Below are 12590 nucleotides of genomic sequence, written 5' to 3'. Positions count from 1 at the left end.
GGTTAACTGTGCTATTACATATTTTTGTTCCTGAATTTAAATTTAATCCGTTATTAAAATGCAATTTTATTGTAACCTGAATAAGTTTAAGCTTTTACTATTGATACTCCTCGTAGTGTTCAGTAGTGATGAAGTTTTTTCTCAAATCAGTAATACAATCACGTCTTCCAAAGTAACTTCTAATTATGAAATTAGAAACGAATTCAATAACGGTGCTTGTCCTGATGTATTTTTAGAGTCTAAATCTGGAGAACAGGAAAATATCTTTATCGAGTTTGACCTTAGTAATCTGGAGTCCGATTATAGTATTACAGATGCCAATTTAAGGTTGGTACAGGGCGAAGGCACCGGAACAAACGGAACTATTGCTTTTGATGTGTATCGGGTCACGAAGCCTTGGATTGAAGGCAACGGAAGCTATTATGAAAAAGTTGCCGGACTTAACTGGAATTCTTCCGGTATTACAAACTGGGAAACCCCTGGTGGAGATTTTTCAGGGACGGTGTATGCCTCAGCCACTGCAAATTATTCCAATCCGGAGGGCACGGTTTACAATATAGACATTACTACTTTGGCCAATGAGTGGTTATACGGTATTTATCCAAATTACGGGATTGTTTTAGTGCCTCAGACTAAAGATAATCCCTGGTTTAGCATACATTCTGATGATGCTAAAAACCCAAATCACAGACCGAGTTTAGAAGTGATTCAGGAAGCTTACAATTCCTCAACCAGTGTTGTGGATATCAATTTCCCCTCACCCGTAGAGTTAACTATCGACGACCAGTAACATTTTAATTATTAAAGTCATTCTATCCAGGATATCCAAGCCTGGGTAATTTCAATTTCGTCAGAACGCTTGCTAAGCAATTTAATCAGTGATGGGAGTTTACAGGATTAAGCTTTATGTAATTCTTAAATAAGAGCAGTATTTTATCTAATCAGTCCCGGTTTAACACAGCTAACATCAACCTGTTATTCCTTAGTCCTAATCATCAAAAAGCCCGTTTTTTTAATTAAAAATAACTTTTTAATGCCTTTTTTAAAAAAAATATTGCCCAAAAAGCAATTTCGATTAAGTCTTCACAATTATTCAAAGTCACTTGTTTTCTAAGTTTTTTAGTTTTACACCACCAATCCTAAGTTAAAATTAAATTTTAAGTTAAATGAAATTTTACATCCCCAGAATACCATTCCTTTTCCTATTTACCTCATTGTTTTGCTTTTATGGTCTGAGTACTTATTCTCAGCAAGTAGATGATACTCCTGGGTCTAATAAGACCTTTGAGATCCCAGCAGGTGTAACTCAAATTACAGTTGAAGTCTGGGGTGGTGGTGGACGTGGTGGTAGCAGAACTGGAAATAAAACTACTGGTGGTGGTGGTGGTGGTGGTGCTTATTCTCTCCAGATAGTGAATGTATCTCCAGGGCAGGTAATTAACTATACAGTAGGTGCCGGTTCAAATGATACAAATCCTGGAGGAACGTCTGAAGCTTCATTAGAAGGCAACGTTTTTGTAAGAGCTGTTGGTGGTAATTCAGTTCCAAATGATTCAAATATTGGGGCAACTGGAGGTGCTACTACTAACGGTATTGGAGATATTAAGTTTTCAGGTGGAACAGGATCAAATTCTGAAGATGGTATTTATGCGGGGGGTGGCGGTTCCTCTGCAGGAATAAATGCAAATGGTACTGATGCAATTGATGGACGTATTGGAGCTGCAGCCCCAGATGGTGGAGGAAATGGAGGAAATGGTGCACTTAAAGGGGACAACGGATTTCCAGGCCTTGTTCCTGGTGGCGGCGGTGGTGGAGGATATTTTCAAGGGAATAATGGTGGTGCTGGAGGTGCTGGAGCAAACGGAAGAGTCAGGTTTAGTTTCCCTTCTCTTGAACTTTCAACTCTCGGAACAAATCCCACGGGGCAAGGACCTGCACTTTCCGCAGCTGTACAGTTATCTGAAAATACAAATAATCCATCAGCTAACAATTTTGTTACCTACAGTCCATCTCTAGAAGCAACGGTCACTTTTGATAATCAGCCCTATGATTTTGATGGAGCTGATTTCAGTGGTTTTACAGAAAATGCAGCGGTGGTGTTTGGTTATGAGATAAATCTTGCTACTCCTATATACACAAGTTTTAATGTTTTTGGTAATCCATTAGATTCTTACTTTACATCCACATCATCAGCAACAGGAACAGGTATTTCTGTTACAGAAAATAGTGGTTTATCTATTTTAACTAACACAGCGGCATTAATTGGTTCTGGTGTACTTACAGACGCTACGGTAAGAATGGCTGATATGCTGATTGAATTTGACACGCCGCTTACAGACCCTATAATCCACATAGCTGGATTAGGCGGGACTGGTGGAACTGGACAATTAGTTTCAACTGAATTTGAATTAGTTGATGCCGATAAAAGTTTAACGAGACTTTCGGGAACTTCAGCATTTGTTGTTGTAAATGGTAATGAAATTATACATAACCAGGCATCACCTGGTAATACTGGCGATGATTCTGCTCAGGGGTCTGTCCGTTTAAACGGTGAAAATATTACAAGTGTTAAGTTTAAAGTTTTCATAAAAGGCGACGGAGGAGGTCCTTGGGCAGATTCCAGTACTGAATCTGCAGGAGATGGTTGGCAAATTTCATTTTCTTCCCAACTTCCGGATTCAGACAAGGACGGGGTTTTAGATAAAAATGATGACGACATTGATAATGACGGGATTTTAAATACTGAGGAAGGCCTTGGTAGTAATCAGGATACAGACGGCGATGGTTTACGAGACTTTTTAGACCTGGACTCCGACGGCGATGGCTGTTCCGATGCCAATGAATATTATAACAATCCCTCTGCAGATGGAGGCGACGACCGTATTTATGGGGCTGGTGTCCCAACTGTGGATATTAATGGACTGGTTGTTGGAGCAGGCTATAATGGTACAGGTTTAGCCAATGTTACTAACGCATCTATAAGTTCTGGATGCGAGCCTTATATTTTTGAAGGAAGCGCCGGAGATGTGGGCCTAGGCGGAACCTGGGAAACTCAAGCCAACTGGAACTTTAACCGACTTCCAACTGCCTTAGATACAGCTATTGTGAAGGCTAATGCCAACGTCACTATTAGTCAGGAAGTAGGTGAATTATCCGTTGATGCACCTTATACAGTGTTTATTGACACGCTTCAAACACTTCATATAAAAGAAAACCTGACCAATAAAGGTGATTTTAGGGGTGAAGGTTTTGTGGTTTTTGATGGTACTGCTGCCCAACAAATTATTGGAAATGGTGCAGCTACAGACCCAGATGCCGGAAGTTTTGAACATATTCGGGTGAATAACTCTGCTACTGCTCCTGCTGGGGTTACACTTACAGACAATGCAGATTTAATTCATATTTTAGATCTTAACCTGGGTACATTTACAATAGCTCCTGGTAAGTTATTAACTTTCAAAAGCACTGAAGTTCAAACCGCGGTGCTATCACAAGTTGGCAGTAGTGCTGGTATTTCAGGTTGTGTGGTGGTAGAGCGCTACATCCAACCGAATAAACGCGCCTTTAGATACATAGCTTCTTCTGTAAAAACTTCTGCGTGTGATAAAAAAACCATTCAGGCCAATCTTCAGGAAGGCAATCAAGTTACCGATTATACGAATTATCCAGAATCGGTTCAGACCCCTGGTTTTGGGACGCATATCACCGGGTCTACAACGGGTGATAATGGTTTTGATGCTACCCAAACGGGTAATCCTTCCATGTATACTTGGAATGAAGCATCTTCTCCTCAGCGATGGGATGCCATACCTAATACAGATACAAAAACTTTAAATGTTGGAGAATCCTACGCCTTAATGATACGTGGGGGGCGTGAGCTTAACTTAAATATCAATAATAATGTAGCGTCACAAGATCCCACAACCCTGCGTTTTACGGGTGAACTCGAAACTGGAGATGTTGTAGTACAAAATCTTGCCCCTGATGTTGGAGAATTCAGTCTAATAGCCAACCCTTACCAGGCTCAGGTCGATATCAAAGAGCTTTTGGCCAGTGCTAATGTGACTGGCGTTAATACTGAAACTATTTGGATTTATGATCCCACCATTAACCTAAGAGGTGGCTATGCAACTGTTGATTTAGCATCAGGAACTCCTGTACCTACATACTCAAAAGCAAATAGATTTTTACAGCCCAACCAGTCCATGTTTGTTGAAAATACCGGGCCTTTACCTAGTCTAACCTTTAAGGAAACACACAAAAAGAATTTGAATCAGGGATTTACTAATGGAACTTTTAGTGTGGACAACACGGCCAGCTTAGATGTAACTTTGAAGAGGAATGACAATTCAAATTATATTGTAGCCGATGGGGTTAGGTTATATTTCAAAGAGAGTTTTGACAACGCCATACTCAATAACGATGCGCTTAAATTCTGGAATTCTGATGAGTCGTTTGCCATTCGTCATAAGGATAAGTACTTATCCATCGAGAGGCGAAATTATCCTGCTCCGGAAGAGACGGTCCAGTTTAACTTATTCAACTACAAGAACGCTGCATATCAATTAGAAATGGATGTGCAGGATTTTGAAAAAACAGCCTACCTCAAAGATAACTATACAGGAGATCTTCAAAAACTAGAAAATAACGCTGTGACTACCTACGCCTTTACGGCCAATAAACAAATTCCTGAGAGTGTCTCGATCACAAGATTCGAACTGAAGTTTGAACAGGAGACCCTTGGAGTGGAGGAGATCAATACCAAAGACATCAGTGTGTATCCAAATCCAGCTTCAGAGATTCTGAACATTCAACTGCCAGACTTTAGCGGTAAGAATGCCAGCTTACAGTTGATGGATATGGCGGGAAGACTGATTTTTACTGAATCTGTAAACGTAGAAAACGGTTTAATGACGACTCGAAAAATAGAGAATCTGGAAAGCGGAGTGTATCTTATTAATATTGAGGTGGATGATAAAGAGTACACCAAAAAAATCATCATCAACTAGTTCTTGTACTTATGATGCTTTTGCAAAAAAAATACTACATGATACTGTGAAGCATTTTAAAATGCCACATTAATAAGTGGTAAAATCTCTTACAGACTTAGACTATAAGTCAGGTTTTATCTTAACGGAGTTTTTAATTAGTTGCTTAAAGGTAGAATGCCTTTTGAAGAAAACATTTCCTTCTATGTTAACTACTCTTAAAGGTTTATTTTTCTTTATTCTTTTTTCTCTCCTTTAAGATTTTGTAATACATCACAACAATGTAAATCATAACGATGACGATGACCAGGTAAATCCAATTGTCGTAAAAGAATTCAGTGAATTCATCAGGTCTATAAGTTTCACTATGACTGCCTTCCGGGTTGGGAATATTGCTTTGCATGGTCTTGTTTTATGATTAAAGTCTTTAAATATAATAGATTTAATCACATAAGCTTTGAACTCCTGGACTAATTCTCAAAAACAACCCCCAGATGCAGAGCAACCAGGGGTGTTTAAATTAAAGTCCTTTGATGAAATTCCCGAGGGAGTCTCCAAAATTAAGTTGTGTGTCTACCTGCTTTCTGTCTAATTTCTTATGAACAGAAAGACCCCAAAGAATAAATTCCATCCAAAAGAATTTTTCATCGGGCTCATAATTGGAGACATGGTTGTCTAACATTTTTTCAAGGGGTTTGATTTTTGACAAGGCAGATTCATATTCAGCATTGGAATCATCTTCAAAAAATTGAATATCGTCATTTTCCAAAAACCATTTCAAAATCTCATCGTAAGATTGTATTTCATCCTGCTTTTCAAGTTTTTTGATCTCAGGGAAATAAACCGGGTAAAGGTTTAGGATGGCAGACTCAATAAGTTGTTGGGCAACAAATTCAGCACCCTCTTCTTCACCTTCATAAACAAGTTCAACCTTCCCTGTAATAGCTGGAATAATACCACTAAAATCACTTAAGCGTAAACAGGTCTCTTCATCACCATTTACCAGTGCTCTGCGTTCTGCAGTACTCATTAAATTCTCGAAGGCTGTGATGCTTAATCTGGCACTTACACCACTTTTGGCATCTACATAATGGCTCTTTCTGGCTTCAATGGAAATTTGTTCCAAAAGCGTTCTGGCCAAATCTGGAACCTTGATGTGATCTTTTTTGAATTTAGACAAGTTGGCTTCCTGTTTAGTGATTTGTTTGGCGATTTCGATATCTTTTGGATAATGTGTCAAAATTTGAGAACCAATTCTATCTTTTAAAGGGGTAACAATACTGCCTCGGTTGGTATAATCTTCGGGATTGGCCGTAAATACAAATTGTAAATCAAGTGGTAATCTCAGGTTGAAGCCTCTTATCTGTACATCGCCTTCCTGAAGTATATTGAATAAAGCCACTTGGATTCTCGCCTGTAAATCGGGTAATTCATTTATGACAAAAATACACCGGTTGGCTCTGGGAATCATACCATAATGAATCACTCTCTGGTTGGCGTAGCTCAGTTTAAGGTTAGCTGCTTTTATAGGATCGATATCTCCTATAATATCTGCAACGGTGACATCGGGTGTAGCCAGTTTTTCTGCAAAACGTTCACTTCTGTGTAGCCAGGTAATTGGTGTTTTATCGCCTTCCTTTTCGACAAGCTCCTTGGCGTAAACTGAAACAGGCTGAAATGGGTCATCATTGATTTCAGAACCCTCCACCACAGGAATATATTCGTCTAGTAAATTGAGAAGCTGCCTTGCAATTCTTGTTTTAGCCTGTCCTCTCAATCCTAAAAGATTAATATTATGTCTGGACAGGATAGCTTGTTCTAACTGAGGAATAACGGTGTGTTCGTAGCCAAAAATACCCTCGAAAGAATTTTTATCATTTTTTAAGTTGAAAATGAGATTATCTCTCAATTCATCTTTTATAGGTTTAGTGGTGTACTTATTTTCTTTTAAATCTCCAAGCGTCTTCAGTGCAGTTAATTGCATGTTATAGTTTTTTTCTTTTGTTATTTTCGTAATCTTCAAAAATCATTTCTCCTAAACCTTTCAGTCCTGAAAAGTATGCTCTCCCCTGATTTGATTTGGTGAATTGTCTTACAAACTGTTGTAAGTAGGGATCAGATGCTATCATAAAGGTGGTGATGGGTATGTTTAATTTTCTGGCCTGAGCCGCCATATTGTAACATTTCCCGGTGATGGTTTCATCAAGGCCAGCGCTGTTTTTGTAATAGCTTCCGTCAGCTAGTTTCAAACAACTCGGCTTCCCATCGGTAATCATGAAGATTTGCTTATTGGCATTTCTTTTCCTGCTCAAAATTTTCATAGCCAGTTGTAGGCCTGCTACAGTATTGGTGTGGTAAGGACCAACTTGTAAGTAGGGCAGATCACCAATTTTTACAGGCCAGGAATCATTTCCAAAAACAATAATGTCCAGGGTGTCTTTAGCGTATTTAGTGGTAATCATTTCAGCAAGAGCCATCGCCACTTTCTTGGCGGGGGTGATTCTGTCTTCCCCGTATAAAATCATACTATGACTGATGTCTATCATGAGTACTGTGCTCATTTGGGTTTGGTGATGCGTATCGTTGACGACCAGATCATTTTCTGACATTTGAAATTCATCAATTCCATGATTGATTTGTGCATTCTTAAAACTTTCAGTCATAGAGACCTGATCAAAGCCATCTCCAAACTGAAAATCTCTCAAATCACCAGTTTTGTCTTCACCTATACCTGTCTGTTTTGTCTTGTGTTTTCCAGAACCACCTCTTCTAAGCTTTCCAAAAATTTGCTCCAGGGCATGCTTTCGAATCGCCTGTTCTGTTTTATTGGTGATTTTCACCCCGGAATTCCCATCAGGTTTTATCTCTTCTCGGATATAGCCTTTCTTTTTGAGATCTTCTATGAAATCATCTATGGTGTAGTCTTCATTTGTAATCTCGTAAGCTTTGTCCAGTTCCCGCAACCAGTCAATAGCTTCATCGAAGTCTCCAGAGGTGTGCGTAATCAATTCCATAAAGATATCCAAAAGCTTATCGAACAAGCTGGTGTTTTCCTGATAGGTTTTAAATACGATTCCTTTTCTATAATTTGCCATAGCTTAAAAGTAGTAGAAATAAGAGGAGAGAAGGAATAAGTTTGTGTTAAACTGTTTTTAAAATAAAACCCAATACTTTTAAGAAGTGGATAAGTATTTTTTTCTGAATTTGATAACGAGAGCTATACTTCTGATAAGCATCCACACAAAAAAAGCAATCCAAATCGCATAAAGTTTTAGCCCTAAATAATCAAACAAAATCAGCGTGGGCCAAAAACCGAGGAAAGTAGCGATGAGTAATACATTTCTGAGGTATTTAGCTTCGCCAAGGCCCTTAAAAATGCCATCAAACATAAACGCAATAGCATTGATGGGTTGCATAAGCAAAACCAGCCAAAAGACTGAAGAAAACAGAAACAGGACCTGTTCATCTTTGTTGAAAATAAGACCGATTTCATCATAAAGTAAAGCACAAATCCCCGCTAATAGAAGAGCGATGATAACCGCATACTTACTGATGTCTTTACTCAGATTCCAAAGTTTAGTATATGCTTTCGCTCCAAGAAGTTTGCCGCCAATGGCATTGCCTGCATTGGCATAGCCATCGATAAAAAATGAGAAAAACAACCAGATATTCATCAGGATGCTTTGGGCAGCGATATAGTTTTTCCCATAATCAGTAGCATAGGAATTTGCAAGATAGATGGCAATATTTAGTGCCAGCGTCCTCAGAAACAAATTGGATGCCATGGAGATAAGAGGCTTTAAACTTGGGTTGAGTTTGAGACTGAGCTTAAGGTGAAAAGGGGTTTTTTTAATAAAAAAGTATAAGGCCATGACAAGCATTACTGCCTGTGCAATTACACTGGCTATGGCTGCTCCTTCCAGGTGCATGGCAGGAATAAAACCATCAATGCCATAAACCAGTAAAAAATCCAATCCAATGTTTACAGCCCCTCCCGCAAGACTGCACTTCATCGCCCATAAGGTATTCTGCAAACCTCTGAAGACCCCAAATATGGCAAAGGTTACAAGTGTGAAAGGATAGCCCAAAGCTCTTATGCGGTAATAGCTTTGGGTGTAATCTAAAATCAGGCCCTCTGCGTTGTAGGCACTAAAAATAAGTTCAGCAAAAAAAGCCGTGACAAAGTAGATGATTAAGCTTAAAATGAAATTGAGCAAAATCGTTTGTGGAACCAGGGTTTTTACCGCATTAAGCCTGTTGGAGCCCAAATGCTGTGAGACAAGAGCGGAAATAGCTGTTTTGGTTTGAGCTAAGATCCAAATGATAGCAGACAAAAAAGAACCCACTATACCTGCAGCAGCCAGGGCTTCTACAGCATTTGTTTCCACATTTCCTATGATGGCAATGTCGCTTAAAGAAATAAGGGGTTCTGCTATTCCAGCTATTATTGCAGGAATAGCAATGGTATTGATCTCTTTAAAAGATACTTTGGGTGTTTTTATGGACGATTTAGAGGACATCCAAAATGCTTTCCAATTGCATTCCTCTGGATCCTTTTATTAGAATATAAGAGGTGAGCTGAGAATTGTTTTCCTTCAGGTGATCTTTTAAATCCTTTGTGGTTTTAAAACCTGCCACATTAGTAAATTCTGAAGAAGCTTCCTGAAATTGCTCGCCGCAAACCCAAATAGTTTCAAATTTCAACTGTTGACAAATGTCCAATATATGAGCATGTTCTTTTGAAGCCTCATCTCCAACTTCAAACATATCTCCTAAAATTACGGTTTGATTGTCGGGATGCATTTGCTTAAAACTTCTTAATGCTGCTTCCATACTTGTAGGGTTTGCATTATAAGCATCCAGTAAAATCTCTTTGCCATTTTTTGTAATGATCTGAGATCTCATTTTCTCGGGTTCAAAGTCTTCTATAGCTCCTTTAATCTTTTCTTTATATACACCAAAATATCTTCCAATACCAATAGCCGCAGAAATATTTTTGAAATTGTAGCTGCCAATTAACTTGCTTTGGATAATTTCATTTGAATATTCAACAGAAACAAAGGGCTTAGCTTCCTTAAAAATAACCTGACAGTCTGAAAGTGATTTTTCTCCTATGCTATAATTTTTATGCTGAATTGCTTTTTCAACCTGCAATTCATCATCACGATTGAAAAAAATGAGACCATCTTTTTCAATTAAGTAATCGTAAAGTTCAGATTTCCCTTTGATGACACCTTCAATACCTCCAAAGCCTTCCAGATGTGCCTTCCCGAAATTGGTAATTAACCCGTAATTGGGTTGTGCAATTTTACAAAGCGCTTCAATCTCTTTCTGATGATTAGCTCCCATTTCTACAATGCCTAAATCCAATTCAGCAGTGAAGGAAAGTAATGTTAGTGGGACGCCGATATGATTGTTTAAGTTGCCAGCAGTAGCTTTAACTTTAAATTCTTTGGAAAGGACGTCAAGAGTTAATTTTTTAGTAGTGGTTTTTCCATTGCTTCCGGTAATCGCTATAATTGGAATTTCAATTTGGTTTCTGTGGTAGTTAGCTAGCTCTTGAAGGCTTTCTAAAACATTGTCCACAACTATTTTTGATTCTCCTTTTTGGTCTTGGTCATCGATCACAGCCAGTAGAGCACCACTTTCAAGGGCTTTATCGGCGTAGGCATTCCCATCAAAATTATCTCCTTTTAAGGCAAAGAAGATAGAATTCGGTTCAATTTTCCTGGTATCTGTGCAGACACCACTGCTTGCCAGGAATTTTGAATACAGGTTAGATATATCTTTCATACTAAGAAATAAAAAAAGCTCTAATACAAAATTAGAGCTTTTTAGTTAGATTCAACTTTTTTAATTTCTTGTTCTTCTCCCTTTATTGGATTTAGAACCAACTTTGGACATGGCGTTTCTAAAACCGATGTCATTTGTTGCCATGTCTTGTGGGTAAAACCTTCTCTGAGCAGGATCCAGCCAGTAGGCTCTGTCTTTCCAGGACCCGCCTTTGTACACCCTTACGTTGTCATCTATAAGTGTTGTTCTTGAAGAAGAATTATCCATTGTTCTGTTTATTTCTCCGTCTTTTAAGGTCACTGAGTTTTCAGGTGAATCGTACATAAGCTGTTCTCCTGTACCTGTGTCGGCTTTATTATAATATCTAGAAGAAGATTTATCTCCGTCTCTAAAGTTTTTATTATCGCTTTTCGAGAATTGAGTTCTTAAATACGTCTCTTCTTCACCAATTCTTTCCTGAGCAATTTCACCTGGAATAGTTCTGGCTAAAATTTTACCATTGCTTAAGGTATCGTAAACAACCTCATCTGGACCTAAAACCTTTACTGTTCCATCCTCAGTGATAGCGTTTTTAGTGTAGACATTACCTCTGAAATAGTTGAAGTCGTTGTAATCATTAGCCACTTTTGGCCTGTAAACATCTGCCACCCATTCAGATACATTTCCTGCCATATCGTATAGACCATAATCGTTAGGATCAAAAGATTTTACCTCTGCAGTAATATCGGCTCCATCACTACTCCATCCGGCTATCCCGCCATAATCCCCTTTTCCTTGTTTAAAATTGGCGCGTTGGTCACCTACGGTGTTTCTATCTCCAGACCTTGTGTATTGTCCATCCCATGGGTATTTCTTTTTCCCTCTGTACATATTGTATTCTCTTACAGAGCTTTGACCTAAAGCAGCGTATTCCCATTCAACTTCTGTGGGCAGTCTGTATGAAGGAAGGAGTTCCCCGTCTTTTCTCTGGACGTAAACATGGGTACTATCCGGATTGTTTCTTAAAAGTCTGTCACTTTGTTTTCCACCTCTGGTTATACTGTCGCTACCGCCATAAACTAAACTTGGTGAATTGAGGTAGGTTTCGGTACTGAAAACACGTTCTGCACTGGTATTTTTGTAAGCACCTCGTGAAAAGTAGCCTTTCTCTTCAAGCCGTTTTTCGTTTACACGGTCTGTTCTCCATTGGCTAAACTCGGTAGCTTGAATCCAATTGACACCTACGACAGGGTAATTATGGTAAGCAGGATGTCTAAGGTAATTATTCACCATGCTTTCGTTAAATCCTAAAGGGTTTCTCCAAACCAAAGTGTCAGGTAAAGCGCCAACATAAATGTTTTTATATTTCTCTTCTGAGGGCGGAAAAATTTCCTTCAGCCAATCCAGGTATTCTAAATACATGACATTGGTGACTTCAGTTTCGTCTATATAAAAGGATTGAACGTGTTGCTGATTTGGACTATTGTTCCAATCATGCATCACATCATCCTGTACTCTTCCCATTGTAAATGTGCCTCCTTCTACAAATAGAAGTCCTGGTCCAGCTTCCTGTTCTTCATAATCCGTTTTGTAGCTTACACCTCCATCTTTTCCGCTCAGATCCCAGCCAGTAGCTCTTGAGCTGCCATCGTAATCTCTGGAGTTGTTACAACTTATCATTGCTAATGCTAAAGAAGCAAGTAAGCCTGATTTAACGAAGTTTCTTATAATCATAATTTCGATTTTAATCCAAATTTTGTTTGCAATATAATGATTAACGCTGTACTAACAAGTATATTTTCCTTTGCTAGAATTAAATTTTTTTAAACT

Annotated in this window: 8 protein-coding genes; 2 read left to right on the top strand and 6 right to left on the bottom strand. The window is 38.7% G+C overall.

All coding sequences use genetic code 11. The annotated features are described in order from the left end of the window. The first annotated feature begins 58 nt into the window (after nt 1–58). The gene (locus LB450_RS13205; RefSeq protein WP_224489712.1) at nt 59–790 is read left to right on the top strand and encodes a DNRLRE domain-containing protein; all 732 of its coding nucleotides are present in this window, start codon (nt 59–61) and stop codon (nt 788–790) included. 376 nt (nt 791–1166) lie between these two features. Then, nucleotides 1167–5009: a T9SS type A sorting domain-containing protein gene (locus tag LB450_RS13200; RefSeq protein WP_224489711.1), complete on the top strand. Its 3843-nt coding sequence runs from the start codon at nt 1167–1169 to the stop codon at nt 5007–5009. A gap of 205 nt (nt 5010–5214) precedes the next feature. On the opposite strand, the gene LB450_RS13195 is transcribed toward LB450_RS13200, so the two are convergent. From LB450_RS13195 to gldJ, 6 genes are all read right to left on the bottom strand, one after another. Continuing rightward, complete coding sequence (locus tag LB450_RS13195; protein WP_224489710.1) at nt 5215–5391, bottom strand: hypothetical protein; 177 nt, start codon at nt 5389–5391, stop codon at nt 5215–5217. 117 nt (nt 5392–5508) lie between these two features. After that, the gene (locus LB450_RS13190) at nt 5509–6972 is read right to left on the bottom strand and encodes a magnesium chelatase (protein WP_224489709.1); all 1464 of its coding nucleotides are present in this window, start codon (nt 6970–6972) and stop codon (nt 5509–5511) included. 1 nt (nt 6973) lies between these two features. After that, nucleotides 6974–8083: a vWA domain-containing protein gene (locus LB450_RS13185; protein WP_224489708.1), complete on the bottom strand. Its 1110-nt coding sequence runs from the start codon at nt 8081–8083 to the stop codon at nt 6974–6976. Between the two features lie 78 nt (nt 8084–8161). After that, complete coding sequence (locus LB450_RS13180; RefSeq protein ID WP_224489707.1) at nt 8162–9508, bottom strand: MATE family efflux transporter; 1347 nt, start codon at nt 9506–9508, stop codon at nt 8162–8164. Then, nucleotides 9498–10781 carry a UDP-N-acetylmuramoyl-tripeptide--D-alanyl-D-alanine ligase gene (locus tag LB450_RS13175; RefSeq protein WP_224489706.1) on the bottom strand — a complete coding sequence of 428 codons (1284 nt, stop codon included), beginning with the start codon at nt 10779–10781 and terminating at the stop codon, nt 9498–9500. Before LB450_RS13175 ends, LB450_RS13180 begins: the two co-directional genes overlap by 11 nt. A 60-nt stretch (nt 10782–10841) precedes the next feature. Continuing rightward, on the bottom strand, nt 10842–12494 hold the full coding sequence (gldJ, locus tag LB450_RS13170; RefSeq protein WP_224489705.1) for a gliding motility lipoprotein GldJ: 1653 nt from the start codon (nt 12492–12494) through the stop codon (nt 10842–10844). Between the last annotated feature and the right edge of the window lie 96 nt (nt 12495–12590).

It is taken from the genome of Psychroflexus curvus (genome assembly GCF_020164585.1).
Classification (GTDB): domain Bacteria; phylum Bacteroidota; class Bacteroidia; order Flavobacteriales; family Flavobacteriaceae; genus Psychroflexus; species Psychroflexus curvus.
The sequence above is the reverse complement of the archived record's forward strand: the minus strand, read 5'-3'. Positions and strand labels throughout refer to the sequence as shown.